The sequence below is a fragment of the Xanthomarina maritima genome, from assembly GCF_008084905.1.
GTDB classification, from domain to species: Bacteria; Bacteroidota; Bacteroidia; order Flavobacteriales; family Flavobacteriaceae; genus Xanthomarina; species Xanthomarina maritima.
This window is the reverse complement of the sequence record NZ_VSFC01000052.1, coordinates 375,919-397,525: the sequence shown is the minus strand read 5'-3', so window position 1 is coordinate 397,525 and position 21,607 is coordinate 375,919. Positions and strand designations below refer to the sequence as shown.

The following is a 21,607-nucleotide window of genomic DNA, read 5'->3' as shown; positions in this document are numbered from 1 at the left end:
AACCACTAAATGTCTAAGAATAACTGATACATTGGTGTCACTTGTTTAAAGATTATAAAAAGAAGTTCCAAACTAATCCGAAGCGAATAACAAAGTCTCGGTATGGATGATTTGGCGCAGAATAAAAATCATATCCAGTCCATGCAGAATTAAAATGCTCTGCCTTGAAATAGATTCTTGCCTGTTGTATCTTTGCATTTACAAAAAAATCAAATCTAGGAAAGCCTCCATATTCTCTATCTGTTTGAACATAGAATTCTGCTAGAAGAGGATCGTAACCATTCATATAATAATTAGAGAAGTAATTAAATGTAATTCCTGTTTGTAGAAACAAAGCTTTCTTAAAAAAGTAATCAGAATAATAAAGTGTATTTCTTGTTACAAATTCTGGAACATTGAAAACTTGATTGTCATCATTAACAGTTTGGTATACTATTGAATTATCTAAAGCAAACTTCTTATATCTAAACTCTTTTTCCAACTTAATGGATAAATAACTAATTGCTTTATTGCTTTGAAAAGGTTTTACTAAACCAGTATCAGATACTTTTTTAAAGTAAGCATAGTCGTTAATTGAAGTAATATTTAATGATAAATTAGCAATTTTATTAGACTGAAACACAAATTCTATATTCTGTGTTTCTGTATTATTAAAGCTTGTTTCCCAATTATAATTTTCATAGACACTTTGATACAATAGATAATTGTAATTAGGAGCTCTAGATGAATGGTTTATTTTTGCACTAAACAAAATATCATCAGTAAATTGATATGAAGCCTTTCCCATTAAAAAGTTTCCTTCAAAATCTCCTGATACATTCAAACCGAATTCACCTTCTATATTGAATCCTTTAATATTTTTAAAATAAGTTCCTCCTATTGAAATAACATCTCCTTTTAGCCTATTGGTAATTAGATTGCTATTTATATAAGTAACTTTATCATAGCCATAATTAAAATTATTATAAGTAGTATTAAACTGAATATCTCCAACTATATTGTTACTATAATTAGCATATAACTTTGTATTAAAATCTTCTAATGTTACTCTATCTCTCAAATCATCTTGCCTAAAAGCTCCTCCAAAATAATCGTTTTGATCATCTTGGTTATATTCATAATACTTGTCTTCAAAAGCTATAACTTGTCCAACACTTAATTTATTTTTAGTTAAAGAATCAATCTTCTTATTAATAATGTATTTATGATTTAAGTAAAAACGTTTGCCTTTTAAAATGTTTTCTGCATCTTCAAAATTTACAGCTAACAAATCTCTATCTTTAAACTCGGGATTACCAGACTCAAAATAAGGCACATTACTATCCTGTAAACCTCCATTTTCTTCATTAAGCAAATCTTGCATAACTATATGTCCATTTGCTATATATCTATTATCTTTAGTTTTGTAACTAGAAGTAAATCTAAAATTTCCTGTACTTGTAAGAGCATGTTGGTATTTACCTAAAGATCTTAATCCTTTATAAGCAATTGAAAAATTAAATTGTTTAGATGTATTTGCCGTAAAAAATGCATCTACTTGTTGACCTTGTTCGAAAGCCGTTTTATAATACAAATCTGTAAATGGAGTTGGAACATGATAATAATTAATATCTTCAATTTCCATATAATTAAAATGTCTAGCTCTTGCTCCAAATGAAGGCATTAAATTATTATCATTAAACATATATATTAAGGTATTATAAGACTGGCCTACATTTGAGAAAGGCATTAGGTTAAAATTATCTTTTCTCAAATAGTTAAATTTATATTCTTTTTTAACAGTAAGAGTCGTATCTACATAAGTTGTATCACTTTTATGTGAGATAATTAAGTACATATCTATTTTAGCATCTTTATTTTTAATATTTTCGTTACTTGTACTTTTAGTAGAACCTTGATAAGAATCGTCTTGATAATTTTCATTTTTAATTAAGCCTTCTTGATTTTGATCTTTATTACGAGTAGGCGAAATTTGAGAAAATCCTAGATTAACAACACCTATTAAAAAAAATGCTAATAATATTTTTCTCATAATTATTTTTAAGACCTTTTAACAGCCTAAATCAGGTTTTTATTTGATACAATTAATAGATAGACATCTAATTTTCGTCAAAAATAGAAAATATCTTATAGGTATTTATTTATAATGAACAATATTACAATTAATAATAACGTCTTATTCTTAAGATTTATATAAATGCTGAAATTAAATTACTCTGATTTTACTTTGGAATGTGGCACAGATGAAGCTGGAAGAGGATGCCTTTCTGGACCAGTAACTGCAGCTGCTGTTATTCTACCAATAGGTTTTAAAAATTCTGTTTTAAATGATTCCAAGCAATTATCAGAAAAAAAACGAAATATTTTAAGACCATATATTGAAGAACATGCTCTAGATTATAGTGTAGCACATGTGTTTCCGGAGAAAATAGATGAAATTAATATTTTAAATGCTTCTATTTTGGCTATGCATCAAGCCATTGAAAATCTTAAAACAACCCCAGAATTTATTATTGTTGATGGCAACAGGTTTAAACCTTTTGCCAGTACTCCACATCAAACCATAATTAAAGGAGATAGCAATTACCTTTCTATAGCTGCTGCTTCCATACTAGCAAAAACGTATAGAGATGATTTTATGGACAAACTACATACAGAATTCCCTATGTATAATTGGAGAAAAAACAAAGGTTATCCAACAAAAGAACATAGAAATGCCATAAAAAAATATGGTATTACAAATTATCACAGAAAATCTTTTAGACTCTTGCCAGATCAATTAAAATTAGAACTATAACTTACTATATTTGCATAAAACCCCTCAAGTTAATGAAAAGATTTTTTTATTCCATCTTTATATTGTTACTAATTACTGGTTGTAACGTTGATAACAAAATAAGTAGCCCTTCAGATTTTATTCCAGAAAACCCTTCATTAGTTTTAAAAATTTCAAATATTGAAAGTTTAAATAGCAATATTCGAAACAACGACTTACTTAATGATTTATCTATATCAAATATTTATAAATCTATTACTAACAAACTTGAAGTTTTTAAACATTTAAATACTAATAATGACATTTTATTAAGTTTTGTTGAAGATGAAAAAGATAGTCTTCAATACGCTTTCATTACAAAATACCAACTAAATATTTTAAATATTGATTCTTTACCAAATCATTCTGAAGAAACTATAAAAACAAAGCAGCACACATTTACCAAAACAACTATTAATAATAAAAGTGTTTTTAGTATAATTAAGGATAGCCTCTTAATTGGAGCCTCAACTCAAGATTTATTAATTAATTCTATTAATAAGGACAACAAAAATATTGAAATAGAAAACCTTTTAGATACATCAGATCCAAATAGTCAATTATCCATAATTTTCAATGAAAAAAATGGTCAACTTTTAGGTTCTATTTTTAATCAAGCTTCTACTGCAAATGTAAAATTCACTGAATATTTATTGGTTGATGTTGATTTAGAACAAGATGAAATCTTACTAAACGGAATTACTAAAGCAACAGATTCTATAAAAAGCTTAATAAATATCTTTAAAAACACAATACCACAGGAAAATTTACTGGCAAAAATTACTCCTGCAAATAGTGATGGCTTTTTGAGTTTTACCTTTAATAACTATTCTAATTTTAGAAAGAATCTGGATACATATAAACTTTCAGATTCTCTAGATACTGAAACAACACTTTTTGATAACATTGTTGAAGTTGGAGTTATTTTTGAAGAAAACAATCAAGCTATTGTTTTAAATTCTTTAGATGAAACCTCAACAGACGATGCTTTATCAAACGAGCAATCTTTAATTGAAACTTATAGGCAGATTAATATTTTCGATTTTAGTCAGCCAGATTTATTTAGTAATGCCTTTTCCCCATTAATAAGTTTTAAAAACGCCAATATGTATTGTGTTATTGACAATTTCTTTGTTTTTGGAAATTCTGTTGAAGCATTACAAAACATTATAGCAAACTACCAAAATAACACCACATTAAACGATAGATCTTATTTTGAAACTATAAAAGAAAATTTAAGCGACGAAGCTTCTTTGATGTTAGTTGTAAATCCAAATAAATTAAATAGTATTATTCAAAATATCATTGATGAAGAATTTAATTTAGATTTAGAAAAATATAAATGCTCAGCTATTCAATTTATATTCGATAATCATTATGCGCATGTTAATGCTGTAATAAAAAAGAGTAAAACAAAAGCTGTAGAAAATTCAGTTACCGAAGAATTTAATATCAAATTAAATGAAGACTTATTAAATATACCTCAGCTTGTAATTAATCATGAATCTAATCAAAAAGAAATAGTAGTTCAAGATGTAAAAAATAACCTATATCTTATTTCCAATACAGGAAAATTACTATGGAAAAAACAATTAGAAGGAGCTGTTCTTGGAAAAATTGAACAAATAGACATGTACAAAAATGGTAGACTTCAATTGGCTTTTGCCACTTCAAATCGTGTGTATGTTTTAGACAGAAACGGAAAAGATGTGTCACCTTTTCCATTAAAATTTAACGATCAAATAACGCAACCTCTTTCTATTTTCGATTATGATAATAACAGAAATTACAGATTATTAATTACCCAAGGTAAAAGTATCTTTATGGTTGATCAATTAGGAAAAACCGTTAAAGGATTCACTTTTAAAAATGCAGAAAGCGCTCTTAATCATCAACCTCAACACATTCGTATTGGAAGAAACGATTATCTGTTATTTAAAACAAACAACAAACTATATATTTTAGATAGGATTGGAAAAACTCGAGTGGCAGTTAATAAAAACTATAACTACTCTAATCAGGCTGTTTATTTATACAATAACAAGTTTACAACTACTACTAAATATGGTAAACTTGTTACAATAGACACTAAAGGTAATACCTCTGAACAAAATCTAAATCTTACAGACTTACATAACATTGAAACAACAAGTAAAACACTGGCTGCTCAATCTGAAAACAAATTGATTATTAAAACCAAAACAATAGAACTAGATTACGGAAATTATACAGATCCTGAAATCTTTTATATTTACGATAAAATATATGTTTCAGTAACCGATTTACAGTCCAAAAAAATCTATTTATTCGATAGCCAAGGACAATCTATTTCAAACTTTCCAGTTTACGGAAATTCTAAAATAACTTTAGACAATATAGACAAAGACAGAAATCTGGAATTTGTAACTAAAGCAGACAATAACTCGTTTATTATTTACCAGATCAATTAACCTGTTCAATAAAATTAAATCCTAATAGCCTTAAAGCTAGATAATTTCTTATGATAAAACGTACCCATGCCAGTATTTCAAAATGCATTATTCACAAAGTAGGTAACAAACAAAACAACACTAAAAATGCATTTTCAGAAAAAGAGGTACATTTTGATGAAGCTAGTTACGAGCTTATGCTGCTTTTTTTATTAAGACCTTTTGGTTCTTTGATTCAGTCTTATAGGTTTAATCATCATGCAGATATTTCTTTAAACGAAATAAATACTTACAGTTCTCAAATGTTTAATGAAGACGATGCGTTTATTGAAACTTCAAAACACATAGTAAAACACTTGTTCGAGCAGTCTAATTCAGCACAAATAAAAACTGGTGACGTATTGATTGTGATGTTCGAAGGGATAGAATTCAATGAAATTACCACAAATGCTTTGGGTATTTTTAAAATTGAAAACAAAGTCAATTTCTTTCAAACGTATTTAGAGAATAATAGTTATGATGTGATGGTCCAGAAAGGCATTAGTTCTAAAAAAGTTGATAAAGGCTGCATAATTTTAAACCAGACAGATGCCGAAGGACCAATTGTTTTAAGTGCAGACAATAATAATTATGATGCGCAATATTGGACCAATCATTTCCTGAATATAAAATATGCAGACGATGCAAATAGTCACACACAACAATACATCGAATTATGTAAAGATTTTTCAGAAGACATTTTAAAAATATCTTATGGCAACCAAGAGCAAAATACCTTTTTAGCAAAAACCATTGATTTTTTTAAAGAAAATGAAATTATAAATATAGAACGTTTTAAGGATGAAATTTTCGAAGAAGACAAACACAAAACCTTATTCGACGATTATAAAAAAAACTTCGAAAGCGAACAAGATATTCGTATTAGAAATCAGTTTGATGTGGCTGAAGCTGTTGTTAAAAAAGAAAAGAAAAAAATTAAAACCGAAATTAAACTCGATACCAACATTCAAATAAAATTAGATATAGATGCGCCAGAAGCTTCCAGCGAATATCTAGAACGTGGTTACGACGATGAGAAAAAAATGCATTTCTATAAAGTGTATTTTAATGCGGAAGGGTAATTTGTTATTAAATAATAGTTGATTTCAATAATCATTATTAGTTACTAAATAAGTAGTAGATTTTTCATACCTTACAATCTCCCCATAACACATCTACTTTACTCATGAACTGATAACAATATTAATAACCAATTATCATGAAGCAGGTTTATTTATTTATTTTAATTATCATCGGATTAATTTACTCGCCAAGCATACAAGGGCAAGTTATAGACCTCAACCATATAGAATCTAAAATCGATGCTTTGGTTCCTTCTTCAGTAAAAGATAACACTCCAGGATTAGTAGTTGGAATTGTTCAGAATGGCAATCTCATTTTCAGTAAAGGCTATGGATTAGCAAATTTGTCTTACAAAATTCCCAACGATTCGAAAATGGTTTACAATATTGGCTCGGTTTCTAAGCAATTCCTAGGTTATGCTTTTGCCATGTTACAGGTTGAAGGGAAAATAAAGTTAGACGATCCTGTAAATAAATATCTTGAAGATTGGCCAGAATTTGACCAACCAGTTACTATAAGACATCTTCTTTCTCATACAAGTGGTTACAGAGAAGCCTATACTATGTCAAGCCTTGCTGGCAGAAACATTGGTGTCGACCGACTGTCTCAGGAAGAGTGTTTGGAAGTGGTTAGAAAACAACCACAATTAGAATTCGAACCTGGTTCAACCTATACTTATAACAGTACAGCTTGGGTTATTTTAGCAGAAGTTTTTGAAAAAGCAGCTGGCATGTCTGCAGCAAAATGGGTAACATTAAACATTCTGAAACCTTTAGAGATGAACGACACACAGATTGAAACTCATGTTGGTGAGGTTATTATTAATGCTGCTGAATCTTACTCTTCTAATCAAAGTTCTGGTTACACAAATGAAAAAAGTAATCGTGCTATTTTTGGTGCTGCAGATGTTTATACAAGCGTTCAGGATATAACAAAATGGATAAACAATTATAGCAAGACCAAGCTTGGTGGAGATGCTGTTAACAAATTATTCCTTGAACCATTTGTTTTTAATAATGGTATTAATTCAGGTTATGCTCTTGGTATTGAAATAGGCACATATCGTGGACTAAAAACTTATAGTCACAATGGTGGTCACGAAGCTTTTATTACGCAATTAATGTATTTTCCAGATCAATATACAGGTATCTTTACTGTTTCAAATTTTGGTAGAAATGGTGTTATTTCAATCAATAAAATTGCTGATGTCCTTTTAGAAGAATTCATGATTGATAATGATTTTGAATATGAAGGTATTCCTATTAAAAAAGAAGCGTTGGAACAATTATCTGGTCTATATGTAGTATCTACATTAAACAAAACTATTAATCTAACCATAGTGGAAGACACCCTTTCTATTAATAGCAGAAGAAAACTGATTCCAACCGAACCTACTATCTTCCGTATCAATGGCAGTGATGATCAAGTACTAATTGAAAAACTTTCAAACGGAAAGATTCAGTTAACTTCGATAAGAACAAACTCAAAAGAAGTTTTTGAACGTGTTGAATCTTGGAGCCCAAAAGCTGAAGAATTGGTAAGTTTTAAAGGTGACTATTGGAGCAGTGAATTAGAAACTGTATATAATATTCATGTTGTAAACAACCAGTTAATTGTTAAACATCGTTGGAATGAAGACATCACTTTAAAACCCATTTCCAAAGATTTTTTTGGCACAGATTATGGCTTGTATATCAAATTTAACAGAAATGAAAAAGGCGAGATTATAGCATTAAGTATTTATAGTGGTCGTACACTTAATGTAATATTTGAAAAGAAATAGAGTCTAAACCTTCACATCCTGTTTAACAACTTCAGCTTCAAACAAAACAGCAAAGTGTTTCAATAATTTTTCTTTTACTTCAGCTTCGTCCACTTCCTTTTTACCAAGTTCTACATTTAAAGATGTTACAGCTTTTCCACGAATGCCACAAGGAATCATATTATCAAAATAACCTAAATTAGCATTCACATTTAATGCAAAACCATGCATAGTCACCCAACGAGAAGCACGAACTCCCATAGCGCAAATTTTTCTTGCAAAAGGCGTTTCAACATCTAACCAAACGCCAGTTTCACCTTTACTTCGTTCTGCTTTTAAGCCATATTCAGCAAGTGTAAGGATTATCATTTCTTCTAATATACGAAGGTATTTATGGATGTCTGTAAAGAAGTTTTCTAAATCTAAAATAGGATAGCCAACAATTTGTCCTGGTCCATGATAAGTAATATCTCCTCCTCTATTCACTTTGTAAAAGCTGGCTCCTTTAGCTTTAAGTTGCTCTTCATTAATAAGTAAATTACTCATATCGCCACTTTTCCCTAAAGTATAAACATGTGGATGTTCAACAAACAGGAAATAATTAGAGGTTTCAAGATTAGCATCTTCACGTCTGTTTTTTATTTTTGTATCTACAATACCTTTAAATAAAAACTCCTGATAGTCCCAAGTATCTTTATAATCTTTACTTCCTAAATCTTGTAATTCGATAATCTTATTCATAGACTACAAAGATACAATTTTAAGACTTCGGATTATTCAAAATTACTAAAGCAGCAATAACTCCTGGTACCCAACCACAAATCCATAGCAAGAAGACAATTAGTATAGAGCCACAACCTTTATCTATAACAGCTAAAGGTGGACATAAAATAGATAGTAAAACACGCCAAAAACTCATTTGATTATTTTTAATTGATGAAATATACTTATAAGTATGATTTTTCACCAATTTGTTACACTAATATTTTCCAATATATTAAATTGATATCCTAAGGAATAGTAATTATCTTTGTGGCTTCAAAAATAACATCATTTAAGATATTTATATGTCGCAATTATCAGAACAAGAATTAGTACGTAGAGACAAACTAGCTAAATTACGCGAAATAGGAATTAATCCGTATCCAGCAGATTTATTCCCTTACAACCATACTTCTAAACAGGTTAAACAGGATTTTTCTGAAGGTAAAAAAGTAGTTGTTGCTGGACGTTTAATGTCACGGAGAATTCAAGGGAATGCTAGTTTTGCTGAGCTTCAAGATAGCGAAGGCAGAATACAAGTGTATTTTAATAGAGATGAAATCTGTTCTGGAGACGACAAAACAAAATACAATACAGTTTATAAAAAGCTTCTAGATATAGGAGATTTTATAGGTGTTGAAGGCGTTTTATTCACTACTAAAGTAGGTGAAAAAACGGTTAAGGTAAAAGACTTTCATCTTTTAAGTAAAGCGCTTAGACCATTGCCTTTACCAAGAACTGATGCAGAAGGAAATGTGCATGATGCTTTTACAGATCCTGAGTTACGTTACAGACAACGATATGCAGATTTGGTAGTAAATCCTCATGTCAAGGAAGTGTTTATTAAAAGAACAAAACTTTTCAATGCCATGCGTAATTTCTTTAATGAATCTGGTTATTTTGAAGTTGAAACACCAATCCTACAACCTATTCCTGGAGGAGCTGCAGCCAGACCATTTATGACACATCATAACAGTTTGGATATTCCGCTATATATGCGAATTGCGAACGAGTTATATTTAAAGCGTCTTATTGTTGGTGGATTTGAAGGTGTGTATGAGTTTTCTAAAAATTTCAGAAATGAAGGGATGGACAAAACTCATAATCCAGAGTTTACTGCTATGGAAATTTATGTAGCTTATAAAGACTACAATTGGATGATGGATTTCTGCGAACAACTTTTAGAACATTGTGCTATTGCTGTAAACGGAACAACCAAAGCCACATTTGGCAAACACGACATTGACTTTAAAGCACCTTATGCTAGAGTGACTATGGCAGATTCTATCAAACATTTTACTGGCTTTGATATTACTGGTAAAAGTGAATCTGAAATAAGACAAGCAGCCAAAGACATGGGAATTGAAGTCGATGACACTATGGGAAAAGGCAAGCTAATTGATGAAATTTTTGGTGAAAAATGTGAAGGTAATTACATCCAACCAACCTTTATTACAGATTATCCAAAAGAAATGAGTCCGTTGTGTAAAGAACACAGAGAGAATCCAGAATTAACCGAACGTTTTGAGCTTATGGTTTGTGGAAAAGAAATTGCCAATGCCTATTCAGAATTGAACGACCCAATAGACCAACGTGAGCGTTTTGAACATCAATTAAAACTAGCTGCCAAAGGAGACGACGAAGCAACTGAGTTTATTGATCACGACTTTCTTCGTGCTTTAGAATATGGCATGCCTCCAACTTCTGGAATGGGAATTGGCATGGACAGACTAATCATGTTTCTAACAAACAATCAATCTATTCAAGAAGTGTTGTTCTTCCCTCAAATGAGACCAGAGAAAAAACCCTTAGCAATTAGTGATGACGCTAAAGCTGTTTTAGAGATTTTAAATAAATCTGATAAAATGGACTTAAACGATTTAAAAAGTCAATCTGGTTTAAGTAACAAAAAATGGGATAAAGCCATTAAAGATTTAACAAAAAACAAAGCAGCCAAAGTTGGAAAAAATGATGATGGTTTGTTTGTTGAAATAACTTAAAATCAACTTTTAACGAAAATATAAGATTGGAATTACAGACATGTAGTTCCTTTTTTTTTTAACTTTATAGAAATACTTATTTTAAATACATTTTTATGAAAACGTTTTATCTTTTTATATTTCTTATTAGCTCCTTAAGTTTCAGTTTTATTCAGGCTCAAACCATAGACACATCTAAATCTGTTATTGAATTTAAAATTAAAGGAGGAATGGTATTTAATGTTAAAGGTACTTTTAATGGAATGAAAGGTGATTTTAATTTTAATAAGAATGATCTTGATAATTCAAGTTTCGATATTTGTATTGATGCAGCTTCTGTGAATACCGATAATGAGAAAAGAGATACTCACTTAAAAACAGAAGATTTCTTCCATGTAGAAAAATACCCTAATATTTGTTTTAAATCAACTTCGGTTAGTATTAAAGATAAAGATTATGTAACCAGAGGAGAATTAACCATGCATGGAGTTACTAAAACAGTAGAAATCCCTTTTAAATTTTCTAATAATACATTCAAAGGTTCATTTGAAATTGAAAGATTAGATTACAAAATTGGCGAAGATACTGGTACTCTTACAGTAGGAAGTACAGCAGATGTAACCATTATTTGCATTGTTAATTAATAGAAATTTTTATAGTTTATATTTTTCACTTAAATTAGTAAACCTAAATCTAATTAAATGAAACACTTTTACTTAACTTCAGAACTATTTGTATTCCTTTTTTTTATAAGCACAACTACATTTTCTCAAACTTATAATTCCTATTATGGAAATATTGTAAGTAATGTATCCCAAACAAATATTACAACCGATTTGACTAACTTTGAAAATTTTGGAGTTAAAGAGGTAGGCACACAAGCATTAACAAATGCTGAAAACTGGATAACTGCTCGCTACCAAAGTATGGGTTATACAAGTATAGAGCTACAACCGTTTACTTATTCTTCTGGTACAAGTAATAATATTATTGTTACAAAAACTGGCTCAACATATCCAAATACCTATGTAATAATTGATGCGCATTACGATACTATTAATGGTAAAGGTACAAACGATAATGGTTCTGGAACTGTATTAATAATGGAATTAGCACGTTTATTAGCAAATGTTCCAACAGAATATTCCATAAAATTTATCCATTTTAGTGGAGAAGAAGATGGTTTGGAAGGAAGTAATTATTACGTAAACCATACGGTTGTACCTCAAAATTTAGATATTAAATTAGTATTTAATATAGATGAAGTTGGAGGTGTATCAGGAATGACAAATAATACAATTGTATGCGAAAGAGACCAAGGTTCACCTTCATCAAATAATGCAGCATCTAATATTGCAACAAACCAATTAGCAAATTGTATAGAATTGTATTCAACAATAAATACTGAAATATCATATGCTTACGCATCAGATTATATGCCTTTTGAAAATAATGGTGAAATTATAACAGGTTTATATGAGTCTAATGAAACGCCTTATGCTCATGGTCCTAACGATTTATTAATAAATATGGATCTAACATATTTATATGAAGTAACCAAAGGTTCGCTTGGAGCTGCTTTGTTTTTTGCTCAAGTAGATTTTAATACATTAAATACAGAATCTTATTTATTTGATACAAATATAAATATGTATCCAAATCCATCAAAAGGCAAAGTAAATATATCTTTTAATACTGTTTTAGATGAAGCAGTAAACTTTAAAGTGTATGATATCCTTGGAAAACAAGTTTTTCAAAAATCAATTTTTCAACAACTTGCCTCTTTTAATTTAAATCATTTACCAACTGGTGTTTATTTAGCTGTATTTGTGGTTGGAAACAATAGAACTACAAAGAAATTAATTTTAAATTAAATTTATATTTATTTAATCTCTTATCAATGGTAACGTAGAACAACGTAACAAACCTTCTTGTTTAGAAATTTCAGCATAAGGCACCTCTTCAACAGTAAAACCATTTTCACGCAACCAATTATTTAATCTTGTAAAATTCTTTTCTGACACAACCACATCTTCAGCAATTGAAAATATATTACTATTCATATGGTACATTTCTTCTCTGGTTATATGAAATAGATTTTCTTCTCCAAACAAATCTACTAAATACATATAATCACTTTCCTCTCTAAAACCACTTTTATAAATTATACCTTTATTTTTTCCAACAGGCTGAAAACAACAATCTAAATGCAAGGCATTATCTCTTGGCTCGATTTTAGATTTTACTAAGTCAAATTCTTTAACAATTTTATTTGGGAATAGATCTTTAATATATTGAACTCCTTCCATGTTGGTTCTAGCTGTAATGTAATTTTTATAATCACTGCCTTTATAGGTTCCAATAAAAATATGGTTATTCCAAAGCATAACATCTCCACCTTCAATATGTACTTCTTCAGGTGGTCTTACTACCTTTTTAGGATTTATTTGATCTATAACATATTGAATAGCCTCTAACTCTTCTTCACGATTGGGTAAGATATTTGCTTTTACAAACACATCATCAATAACAAATGCGATATCACGTGTAAAAATCTGATTACAATCTTCAATCAATTCTGGTCTATAAACTTTTACGTTATATTTCTCGAACACATTGGCAACAGCTTCCATTTCTTTTACCATATCAGCTTCTACTGGATAAGTTCCTGCTTTTATATGTTCTAAAGATTTTGGATCGTAAGCTTGTTCTTCAGTTGGAGTTGGTCCGTTACTATTAGCTATTCCTAACACAACTGCTCTTAATCTTGATGTTTCGTTTTTTACGTTTAATTTTATCATAGTATTACAAACCTAAAAATAATTTTTATATATATAATTTTTACTTTCATATAGATACAAAAAAAGCTTCATAAATTTAAATGAAGCTTTTGTATAATATATTAGTATAATTAACGCTTATTAATAGCCTTAAAAGGTCTTAAAGTTTCTCCAATATATATTTGACGAGGACGACCAATTGGCTCATTATTTAAACGCATTTCTCTCCATTGTGCTATCCAACCTGGTAAACGTCCTAAAGCAAACATAACAGTAAACATGTCTGTTGGTATTCCCATGGCTCTATAAATAATACCAGAATAGAAATCGACATTAGGGTATAATTTTCTATCAACGAAATAAGAATCCTTAAGCGCTTCTTTTTCTAAAGCTTTAGCTATATTTAATATTGGATCTTCAACTCCAAGGTCATTCAAAATTTCGTCTGCAGCTTTCTTAATGATTTTTGCTCTTGGATCGAAATTTTTATAAACTCTGTGTCCAAAGCCCATTAATCTAAATGGATCTTCCTTATCCTTAGCTTTGCCCATAAATTTATCTGTGTCTCCACCATCTTCTTTTATAGCTTCAAGCATTTCTAAAACTGCTTGATTAGCACCACCATGAAGTGGTCCCCAAAGTGCAGAAATACCTGTAGAAAGAGATGCAAATAAACCAACATGAGATGAACCAGCTATTCTTACTGTAGATGTTGAACAATTTTGTTCATGATCTGCATGAAGAATCAATAATTTATCTAAAGCATCAATTACAATTGGATTAAATTTATATTCTTCATTAGGTTGCTTAAACATCATTTTTAAGATGTTTTCAACATAACCTAAATTTTTATCTCCATAATCTAGTGGCAATCCGTTTTTCTTTCTGAAAGTCCAAGCTACTAATACAGGAAATTTACCTAATATTTTTACAATAGCTTTATACATATCTTCTTCAGAATTTACATTTACAGAAGAAGGGTTAAAAGCAGTTAAAGCACTTGTTAATGATGCAATAACTCCCATAGGATGAGCAGATTTTGGAAATGCATCAACAATCTTACGAACATCTTCATCAACAACAGATTGTGCTTTTATATCTGTATGAAATTTTTCTAATTGTTCTTTGGTTGGTAATTCACCGAAAATTAAAAGAAAAGCAACTTCTAAAAAACTCGCTTTTTCGGCTAGTTCTTCAATAGAATACCCTCTATATCTTAAAATTCCTTTTTCTCCATCTAGAAATGTAATAGCACTTTCGCAAGAACCTGTATTTTTATACCCTGGATCTAAAGTGATAACACCTTCTGTTGAGCTTCTTAAGTTTTTTATATCTATGGCAACTTCATTTTCTGTTCCCACAATTAGAGGAAGTTCATACTTTTTGCCTTTAATTTCAATTCTTGCTTTATCTGACATATATTGTAATAAATATTAGTGTAATGTATTGTCTTTTTTAATTGTACGAATTTACAAAATATCTAACGATTAATAAAGTACTTAACAAAGGTTTTAGTAATTAAAATATTGGTAAAATTGATAGTAAAAAGAAAGCGATTAACAGTTTTATATTAATCGCTTTTTAAATATATTTTTATTTGGTGATTACTTAATCTTAAATGCTTTTTCTCCTGGAAAATAAGCAACTTCGCTTAACTCTTCTTCTATACGTAATAACTGATTGTATTTAGACATTCTATCGCTTCTTGAAGCTGAACCTGTTTTTATTTGTCCACAATTTAATGCAACAGCTAAATCTGCAATCGTGTTATCTTCTGTTTCACCAGAACGATGAGACATAACAGAGGTATAACTAGCATTATGTGCCATGTTTACTGCTGCTATAGTTTCGGTAAGTGTACCAATTTGGTTCACTTTAATTAAAATAGAATTGGCAATATTGTTTTCTATTCCCTTAGATAATCTCTCAACATTAGTTACAAACAAATCGTCGCCAACTAATTGTACTTTGTCTCCAATCTTTTCGGTTAAATATTTCCAACCATCCCAATCGTTTTCGTCCATCCCATCTTCAATTGAGATTATTGGATATTTAGAGGTTAATTCTGCTAAATAATCTGCTTGTTCTTGGCTTGTTCTTACTTTACCTGAAACTCCTTCAAATTTAGTGTAATCATATTTCCCATCAATATAAAATTCTGCAGAAGCACAGTCTAATGCAATCATAATATCGTCTCCAAATGTATAACCTGCATTTTCTATAGCTTTTTTTATAGTATCAAGCGCATCTTCAGTACCACCAGCTAAATTTGGTGCAAAACCACCTTCGTCTCCAACAGCTGTACTTAAACCTCTATCGTGTAATACTTTTTTTAAATGATGAAAAATCTCAGTTCCCATTTGCATGGCCTGAGTAAAATTGTTTGCTTTTACTGGCATAATCATAAACTCCTGAAAAGCAATTGGAGCATCGCTATGTGAACCTCCATTAATAATATTCATCATTGGTACAGGAAGTGTGTTTGCACTTACGCCTCCAACATATCTATATAATGGCATGCCTAACTCATTAGCAGCAGCTTTAGCAACAGCCAATGAAACCCCTAGAATAGCATTTGCTCCTAATTTAGACTTATTTGAAGTGCCATCTAAATCAATCATTGTTTTATCGATTAGGTTTTGTTCGAAAACAGAAGTGCCTAACAATTCTTGAGAAATTATTGTATTGACATTTTCAACAGCTTTTAAAACCCCTTTTCCCATATAGGCTTTTCCACCATCACGTAATTCTACTGCTTCATGTTCTCCTGTTGAAGCTCCTGAAGGCACAGCAGCTCTTCCCATAATCCCATTTTCGGTAACCACATCTACTTCAATGGTTGGATTCCCTCTTGAATCTAAAATTTGTCTAGCGTGAATGTTTATAATAATACTCATTACAAATATTTAAAAAATTAATTATATACTATTTACTTACTTAAAAACCTCAAAGAATTAGAACTTCCTTGAGGTTTTTAGTTATTTATTTTTAATGTTTTCAATAAACTGATCGAACAAATACGAAGAATCATGAGGTCCTGGACTTGCTTCTGGATGGTATTGTACCGAAAAACAATTCTTGTTTTTCATTCTAATTCCTGCAACTGTATGATCGTTCAAATGAACATGTGTAATTTCAATATCTGAATGATTTTCAGCCTCTTCTCTATTAATTGCAAAACCATGATTTTGAGACGTGATTTCACCCTTTCCTGTTAACAGATTCTTTACAGGATGATTAATCCCTCTATGTCCATGATGCATTTTGTATGTTGAAATACCATTTGCTAATGCAATAACTTGATGTCCCAAACATATACCAAATAATGGTAAATTTTTTTCTATAATTTCTTTTGCAACTTTTTGAGCTGATTTTAATGGTTCTGGATCTCCAGGCCCATTAGATAAAAAATAACCATCAGGATTAAAGCCACTCATTTCTTGAAAAGTGGCATTGTAGGGAAATACTTTTATATAGGCATCTCTTTTAGCTAAATTTCTAAGAATATTTGTTTTTATACCAATATCTAAAGCAGCAATTTTATACGTAGCATTTTCATTACCATAATAATAAGGTTCTTTTGTAGATACTTTGGATGCTAACTCTAATCCATTCATGTCTGGAATTTTAGCTAATTGCTTTTTAAGTTCTTCAATATTATCAACTTCAGTAGAAATTACGGCATTCATTGCACCATAATCTCTAATATAACTTACCAAAGCTCTAGTATCAACATCAGAAATAGCAAATAAATTATTCTTATTTAAAAACTCTTCTAATGAAGCATCAGCTGCATCTCGTGAATATTCATAACTAAAATTCTTACAGATTAGTCCTGATATTTTGATAGAATCAGATTCTATTTCATCTTTTTGAGTACCATAGTTACCAATGTGAGCATTGGTAGTAACCATAAGTTGGCCAAAATATGAAGGGTCTGTAAATATTTCTTGATATCCTGTCATGCCTGTATTAAAACAGACTTCGCCAAAAGCAGTGCCAGATTTTCCGATGGCTTTACCATGAAAAATGGTTCCATCTGCTAATAAAACTATGGCTTTTTCTCGTTTGTTGTATTTCATGATATAAAAAGTTTTGCAAAATTGCATAAAAAAAAGGATAAACTAAAATGTTTATCCTTTTTTATGATTTCTTTATTACAAAGAATTATAATAGGTAAGAATTTTAATTAATCCTTCTTCCGTATCATACCACAAGTCATTTTCTTTTGCATGAATAATAATTTCATTTTTTTTATTAGAAAATGCTTTTAAGATATCTTTCTTCTTCAATTTTATTTCTAATAGATTCGAATTATTTTTTGTGTAAAAATAAGAAAAGGATGTAGAATAAACATCTGGTAATTGTTGTTGAGTTAAAGGATTTAAAATACCATTTCTAATATCGAGTCCAGCATGTTTATATAGTGTAATATGTTCTAAATTTAGTAATGTTTCAAAAAACTCAACATTATTAGATTTCGGATTTTTTAATTTAATAAATGATGTTTCTTGAGCTTGTACATATTTAATTTTATCGTTATTAAATATAAATAAAGAGTCTCCTAAAATTCTGGTTTCAAACCGTTGATCTTTAAGATTGAAATTAAGATTATTTATTCTTAATTCTTTTCCTGAGTTGGTTACAATCATAGCTGTTGTCTCCCAAGTATCAAACAAATGAATTGATCCTTCATAATCATTAACTATTTTTTTTTGATGCACTTCTCCAGGCCATCCATCTGCTGTTGATACTGGTCTAGTAACAAAAGAAAAACCCTCGCCACCAGTTAATGATGAATTTATTTTTTGTGAAAAACCTGTATTTAATACACAAATACTAAATACTAGAAATAAAAAAAGCTTCATATTTAATTTTTTATTAAATATAAAGCTAAATTATTTATTTACATTAAACTTATATAGTATTATAAAACTTTAATATAGATTTAAGATCATTAACATCTTTAAAATTAAGGTCGTTGTCCTTAGCATATTGTTTAACTGTATCTTTCTTATCTGCATCAACTAACTTTAATATTGCGCCTTTAGTAAATTTCATTTCAGTTAAAATTTCACCATTTTCTGTAGAATAATATTTTTCCTTTTTGATTATTTGATCATCAGTCATTTTTTGTTGAGTCATTGGGTTAAAATTACCTTCAACAATTTCAGTTTCGAATTTTCTTAAAATAGTAATAGAATTCGTTTTTACTATTTCTTCAAAATAAGAATTTCTTTGAAATTCTGGATCTAAATAACGCTTGAATGTTCTATTATCTACAACAATTTTATTAATATTTTTTGGATTTAATGCTAATACAGAATCTTCTGAAAATTTAGCTTCAAAACGCTCTAATCTTACATTATAATTTAGTGATTTTAATCTATAGGCTCTATCATCTGCCATATAAATTACTGCATTATCTGAATTCCATGAATCAAATAAATAAGGAGATCCTTTTAATTCACTATTTGATGAGTTATTGTTTATCCATAAACCATTGTTTGCTAACATTCTGCTTGAATTTGCTAAGCTATTTGCTGAAGCATTAGATGACGCTTGCGAAAATGAAAAATTAATTGATAATGCAAATAAGATAACTAAATATTTATTCATGGTTTTATAAATTTTAAGGTGCAAATATAAAAAAAGGATGGACTAATTAAGTCCATCCTTTAATAATTAACATTATTTAACAGATATCAAATTTATTCTTCTTCGTTAGAAGCTTTAGTCTCTGTTACAGGAGCAGTAGTTTCAACTGGTTTAGAACCACCTCTTCTACTTCTTCTTGTTGTTTTCTTCTTAGCTTTATCAGCATTATAGATTTCGTTGTAATCAACTAATTCTATCATCGCCATATCAGCATTATCACCTAAACGATTACCAAGTTTAATAATTCTTGTGTAACCTCCTGGTCTATCACCAACTTTAGGGGCAACATCTCTAAACAATTCAGCAACTGCTTCTTTTTGTCTTAAACGAGCCATTACAATACGTCTGTTATGAGTAGTGTCTTCTTTAGATTTAGTTACTAAAGGTTCAACAAATTGTTTTAAAGCTTTTGCTTTAGCCACAGTTGTGTTAATACGTTTGTGTTCGATTAAAGAACAAGCCATATTAGCTAACATTGATTTTCTGTGAGCTGTTTTTCTACCTAAGTGATTTATTTTTTTTCCGTGTCTCATGACATTTGTTTTATCATCTTGCTACCAAACTCGACATCGAGGAGCAAAATATGATTAATTAATCTTTATCTAATTTGTATTTTGATAAGTCCATTCCAAAATTTAAACCTTTAACGTTTACAAGCTCTTCAAGCTCTGTTAAAGATTTTTTACCGAAGTTACGGAATTTCATTAAATCGTTTTTATTAAATGATACTAAGTCACCTAATGTATCAACTTCTGCAGCTTTTAAACAATTTAAAGCACGAACAGAAAGATCCATATCAACTAATTTAGTTTTTAATAATTGTCTCATATGAAGAGATTCTTCATCATAAGTTTCTGTTTGAGCAATTTCATCAGCTTCTAATGTTATTCTTTCATCAGAGAATAACATAAAGTGGTGAATTAATGTTTTTGCTGCTTCAGTTAAGGCATCTTGAGGATTGATTGAACCATCAGTAATGATTTCGAAAACTAATTTTTCGTAATCTGTTTTTTGTTCTACACGATAGTTTTCAATACTATACTTAACATTTTTTATAGGAGTGTAAATTGAATCTGTAAAGATTGTTCCAATAGGTGCAGAAGCTTTTTTGTTTTCTTCTGCAGGAACGTATCCTCTTCCCTTTTCAATTGTAATTTCCATATTGATGTTTACTTTAGGGTCTAAATTACAGATTACTAATTCTGAATTTAAAACTTGGAATCCTGAAATAAATTTTTGGAAATCTCCAGCTGTAATTTGATTTTGTCCTGAAATAGAAATTGAAATAGACTCGCTATCTACATCTTCTATTTGTCTTTTAAAACGTACTTGTTTTAAATTTAAAATAATTTCAGTAACATCTTCAACTACTCCTGCAATTGTAGAAAATTCATGATCTACACCTTCAATTCTTACTGATGTTATTGCAAACCCTTCTAAAGAAGAAAGTAAAACTCTTCTTAAAGCATTTCCAACTGTTAATCCATAACCTGGTTCTAAAGGACGAAATTCGAATTTCCCTTCAAAATCAGTTGAATCAATCATGATTACTTTATCAGGTTTTTGAAAATTAAATACTGCCATATTTTCTTCGTTTTAATTGTTATTTAGTTGCGCGATTTATAAGTTTGAAGAAGACAAATAAATCCTTTGGCTAAATACCAATATGATTAATTTATTATTTAGAATATAATTCTACGATGAATTGTTCGTTGATGTTTTCTGGAATTTGTAGTCTTGCAGGAACAGAAACATAAGTCCCTTGCTTTAATTCATTATTCCAAGTAATCCATTCGTAAACAGCACTTGAATTTGATAAAGATCTATCAATTGCCTCAAGTGATTTAGATTTTTCTCTTATAGCAACAACATCTCCAGCTTTTAATTGATATGAAGGGACATTTACTATTTCTCCGTTTACTGTAATGTGTCTGTGAGATACTAATTGTCTAGCACCACTTCTAGAAGGAGAAATTCCCATTCTATAAACAACGTTATCTAATCTAGACTCACAAAGTTGTAACAATACTTCACCTGTAATTCCAGGTGCAGCAGTTGCTTTTTTAAACATGTTTCTGAATTGTTTTTCTAATACACCATAAGTATATTTAGCTTTTTGCTTTTCCATTAATTGGATTGCATATTCAGATTTTTTTCCACGACGCTTATTTGCACCATGTTGACCTGGAGGATAATTTCTTTTTTCAAAAGATTTATCTTCTCCATAAATAGCTTCACCGAACTTTCGGGCTATTTTAGTTTTAGGACCAGTATATCTTGCCATTTCTTAAATTGAGTTA

At 29.7% G+C, this 21,607-nt stretch carries 19 protein-coding genes; 7 read left to right on the top strand and 12 right to left on the bottom strand.

Annotated features, from left to right (window positions below; translation table 11 throughout):
* Positions 1–52: 52 nt before the first annotated feature.
* Complete coding sequence (locus tag FVF61_RS11795; protein WP_148456639.1) at positions 53–2,032, bottom strand: putative porin; 1,980 nt, start codon at positions 2,030–2,032, stop codon at positions 53–55.
* Positions 2,033–2,197: 165 nt separating this feature from the next.
* Between FVF61_RS11795 and FVF61_RS11790 the strand changes: the two genes are divergently transcribed.
* The 4 genes from FVF61_RS11790 (at position 2,198) to FVF61_RS11775 (ending at position 8,149) form a co-directional block, all read left to right on the top strand.
* A complete protein-coding gene (locus tag FVF61_RS11790) occupies positions 2,198–2,797 on the top strand; it encodes a ribonuclease HII (RefSeq protein ID WP_148456637.1) in 600 nt (199 codons plus the stop codon).
* A gap of 32 nt (positions 2,798–2,829) precedes the next feature.
* Positions 2,830–5,265: a ribonuclease HII gene (locus tag FVF61_RS11785; RefSeq protein ID WP_148456635.1), complete on the top strand. Its 2,436-nt coding sequence runs from the start codon at positions 2,830–2,832 to the stop codon at positions 5,263–5,265.
* Between the two features lie 50 nt (positions 5,266–5,315).
* Positions 5,316–6,365, top strand: a complete 1,050-nt coding sequence (locus FVF61_RS11780; protein ID WP_148456633.1) for a nucleoid-associated protein — start codon at positions 5,316–5,318, stop codon at positions 6,363–6,365.
* Positions 6,366–6,502: 137 nt separating this feature from the next.
* Entirely contained in the window at positions 6,503–8,149 is a 1,647-nt protein-coding gene (locus FVF61_RS11775) for a serine hydrolase domain-containing protein (protein WP_148456631.1), read from the top strand.
* 3 nt (positions 8,150–8,152) lie between these two features.
* Here FVF61_RS11775 and lipB read toward each other — a convergent pair whose 3' ends face one another.
* Together lipB and FVF61_RS11765 are read right to left on the bottom strand one after the other, a co-directional pair.
* Positions 8,153–8,869, bottom strand: coding sequence for a lipoyl(octanoyl) transferase LipB (lipB, locus tag FVF61_RS11770; RefSeq protein ID WP_148456629.1), 717 nt, complete (start codon positions 8,867–8,869; stop codon positions 8,153–8,155).
* 19 nt (positions 8,870–8,888) lie between these two features.
* Positions 8,889–9,047, bottom strand: coding sequence for a YqaE/Pmp3 family membrane protein (locus tag FVF61_RS11765; protein ID WP_148456627.1), 159 nt, complete (start codon positions 9,045–9,047; stop codon positions 8,889–8,891).
* Positions 9,048–9,195: 148 nt separating this feature from the next.
* On the opposite strand from FVF61_RS11765, the gene lysS reads away from it, so the two are divergent.
* From lysS to FVF61_RS11750, 3 genes are all read left to right on the top strand, one after another.
* Entirely contained in the window at positions 9,196–10,890 is a 1,695-nt protein-coding gene (gene lysS, locus FVF61_RS11760) for a lysine--tRNA ligase (RefSeq protein ID WP_148456625.1), read from the top strand.
* A gap of 95 nt (positions 10,891–10,985) precedes the next feature.
* Positions 10,986–11,513, top strand: coding sequence for a YceI family protein (locus tag FVF61_RS11755; RefSeq protein ID WP_148456623.1), 528 nt, complete (start codon positions 10,986–10,988; stop codon positions 11,511–11,513).
* A 57-nt stretch (positions 11,514–11,570) separates the two neighbouring features.
* The gene (locus tag FVF61_RS11750; RefSeq protein ID WP_148456621.1) at positions 11,571–12,743 is read left to right on the top strand and encodes a M28 family peptidase; all 1,173 of its coding nucleotides are present in this window, start codon (positions 11,571–11,573) and stop codon (positions 12,741–12,743) included.
* A 12-nt stretch (positions 12,744–12,755) separates the two neighbouring features.
* On the opposite strand, the gene FVF61_RS11745 is transcribed toward FVF61_RS11750, so the two are convergent.
* From FVF61_RS11745 to rpsD, 9 genes are all read right to left on the bottom strand, one after another.
* Complete coding sequence (locus tag FVF61_RS11745) at positions 12,756–13,670, bottom strand: dimethylarginine dimethylaminohydrolase family protein (protein WP_148456619.1); 915 nt, start codon at positions 13,668–13,670, stop codon at positions 12,756–12,758.
* 110 nt (positions 13,671–13,780) lie between these two features.
* Entirely contained in the window at positions 13,781–15,067 is a 1,287-nt protein-coding gene (locus FVF61_RS11740; RefSeq protein WP_148456617.1) for a citrate synthase, read from the bottom strand.
* A gap of 186 nt (positions 15,068–15,253) precedes the next feature.
* On the bottom strand, positions 15,254–16,546 hold the full coding sequence (eno, locus tag FVF61_RS11735; RefSeq protein ID WP_148456615.1) for a phosphopyruvate hydratase: 1,293 nt from the start codon (positions 16,544–16,546) through the stop codon (positions 15,254–15,256).
* 81 nt (positions 16,547–16,627) lie between these two features.
* Positions 16,628–17,731 carry a glutamine-hydrolyzing carbamoyl-phosphate synthase small subunit gene (gene carA, locus FVF61_RS11730; protein ID WP_148456614.1) on the bottom strand — a complete coding sequence of 368 codons (1,104 nt, stop codon included), beginning with the start codon at positions 17,729–17,731 and terminating at the stop codon, positions 16,628–16,630.
* A gap of 75 nt (positions 17,732–17,806) precedes the next feature.
* Positions 17,807–18,517: a hypothetical protein gene (locus FVF61_RS11725; protein WP_148456612.1), complete on the bottom strand. Its 711-nt coding sequence runs from the start codon at positions 18,515–18,517 to the stop codon at positions 17,807–17,809.
* Positions 18,518–18,566: 49 nt separating this feature from the next.
* The gene (locus FVF61_RS11720; protein ID WP_148456610.1) at positions 18,567–19,268 is read right to left on the bottom strand and encodes a hypothetical protein; all 702 of its coding nucleotides are present in this window, start codon (positions 19,266–19,268) and stop codon (positions 18,567–18,569) included.
* 92 nt (positions 19,269–19,360) lie between these two features.
* The gene (gene rplQ / locus FVF61_RS11715; protein WP_148456608.1) at positions 19,361–19,840 is read right to left on the bottom strand and encodes a 50S ribosomal protein L17; all 480 of its coding nucleotides are present in this window, start codon (positions 19,838–19,840) and stop codon (positions 19,361–19,363) included.
* 58 nt (positions 19,841–19,898) lie between these two features.
* Positions 19,899–20,891, bottom strand: a complete 993-nt coding sequence (locus FVF61_RS11710) for a DNA-directed RNA polymerase subunit alpha (protein ID WP_148456606.1) — start codon at positions 20,889–20,891, stop codon at positions 19,899–19,901.
* A 94-nt stretch (positions 20,892–20,985) separates the two neighbouring features.
* Positions 20,986–21,591, bottom strand: a complete 606-nt coding sequence (gene rpsD / locus FVF61_RS11705; protein ID WP_148456604.1) for a 30S ribosomal protein S4 — start codon at positions 21,589–21,591, stop codon at positions 20,986–20,988.
* Between the last annotated feature and the right edge of the window lie 16 nt (positions 21,592–21,607).

What these genes read in the sequence shown, in the direction of transcription:
- lipB (WP_148456629.1), bottom strand. Translation starts at nt 8,869, where the DNA reads ATGAATAAGATTATCGAATTACAAGATTTAGGAAGTAAAGATTATAAA.
- rpsD (WP_148456604.1), bottom strand. Translation starts at nt 21,591, where the DNA reads ATGGCAAGATATACTGGTCCTAAAACTAAAATAGCCCGAAAGTTCGGT.
- FVF61_RS11750 (WP_148456621.1), top strand. Translation starts at nt 11,571, where the DNA reads ATGAAACACTTTTACTTAACTTCAGAACTATTTGTATTCCTTTTTTTT.
- FVF61_RS11710 (WP_148456606.1), bottom strand. Translation starts at nt 20,891, where the DNA reads ATGGCAGTATTTAATTTTCAAAAACCTGATAAAGTAATCATGATTGAT.
- FVF61_RS11790 (WP_148456637.1), top strand. Translation starts at nt 2,198, where the DNA reads ATGCTGAAATTAAATTACTCTGATTTTACTTTGGAATGTGGCACAGAT.
- FVF61_RS11720 (WP_148456610.1), bottom strand. Translation starts at nt 19,268, where the DNA reads ATGAATAAATATTTAGTTATCTTATTTGCATTATCAATTAATTTTTCA.
- FVF61_RS11775 (WP_148456631.1), top strand. Translation starts at nt 6,503, where the DNA reads ATGAAGCAGGTTTATTTATTTATTTTAATTATCATCGGATTAATTTAC.
- carA (WP_148456614.1), bottom strand. Translation starts at nt 17,731, where the DNA reads ATGAAATACAACAAACGAGAAAAAGCCATAGTTTTATTAGCAGATGGA.
- FVF61_RS11785 (WP_148456635.1), top strand. Translation starts at nt 2,830, where the DNA reads ATGAAAAGATTTTTTTATTCCATCTTTATATTGTTACTAATTACTGGT.
- rplQ (WP_148456608.1), bottom strand. Translation starts at nt 19,840, where the DNA reads ATGAGACACGGAAAAAAAATAAATCACTTAGGTAGAAAAACAGCTCAC.
- eno (WP_148456615.1), bottom strand. Translation starts at nt 16,546, where the DNA reads ATGAGTATTATTATAAACATTCACGCTAGACAAATTTTAGATTCAAGA.
- FVF61_RS11745 (WP_148456619.1), bottom strand. Translation starts at nt 13,670, where the DNA reads ATGATAAAATTAAACGTAAAAAACGAAACATCAAGATTAAGAGCAGTT.
- lysS (WP_148456625.1), top strand. Translation starts at nt 9,196, where the DNA reads ATGTCGCAATTATCAGAACAAGAATTAGTACGTAGAGACAAACTAGCT.
- FVF61_RS11725 (WP_148456612.1), bottom strand. Translation starts at nt 18,517, where the DNA reads ATGAAGCTTTTTTTATTTCTAGTATTTAGTATTTGTGTATTAAATACA.
- FVF61_RS11740 (WP_148456617.1), bottom strand. Translation starts at nt 15,067, where the DNA reads ATGTCAGATAAAGCAAGAATTGAAATTAAAGGCAAAAAGTATGAACTT.
- FVF61_RS11755 (WP_148456623.1), top strand. Translation starts at nt 10,986, where the DNA reads ATGAAAACGTTTTATCTTTTTATATTTCTTATTAGCTCCTTAAGTTTC.
- FVF61_RS11765 (WP_148456627.1), bottom strand. Translation starts at nt 9,047, where the DNA reads ATGAGTTTTTGGCGTGTTTTACTATCTATTTTATGTCCACCTTTAGCT.
- FVF61_RS11795 (WP_148456639.1), bottom strand. Translation starts at nt 2,032, where the DNA reads ATGAGAAAAATATTATTAGCATTTTTTTTAATAGGTGTTGTTAATCTA.
- FVF61_RS11780 (WP_148456633.1), top strand. Translation starts at nt 5,316, where the DNA reads ATGATAAAACGTACCCATGCCAGTATTTCAAAATGCATTATTCACAAA.